General features: G+C 48.2%; 1 protein-coding gene. It reads left to right on the forward strand.

The genetic code is table 11. From position 1 onward, the window contains the following. Positions 1-313 (forward strand): inner membrane CreD family protein (locus FN960_RS23775; RefSeq protein ID WP_185971133.1); only part of this gene is annotated, 313 nt, incomplete at both ends.

Consider the following 313-nt stretch of genomic DNA (forward strand, 5'->3'; position numbering starts at 1 on the left):
CAGCGGGCCGCAAAAACTCGTTGGGCCGCTTATCGCTATTCCTGTGACCGAGCTTTATACGGTGCAGGAAGAGGATAAAACCGTGGAGCGGAAACGAAGTTTTATCCATTTTTGGTTACCTGAGTCATTGATGGTTGATGGCAATCAGAACGTGGAAGAACGCAAGATAGGGATTTATACCGGTCAGGTCTGGCACAGTGATTTAACGCTAAAAGCCGATTTCGATGTTTCGCGTCTTAGCGAGCTCAACGCGCCAAATATCATCTTAGGCAAGCCCTTTATTGTGATTAGCGTCGGGGATGCGCGTGGTATT

The organism is Alkalicoccobacillus porphyridii (assembly GCF_007293315.1).
In the GTDB taxonomy this organism is placed as follows: domain Bacteria; phylum Bacillota; class Bacilli; order Bacillales; family Bacillaceae_D; genus Alkalicoccobacillus; species Alkalicoccobacillus porphyridii.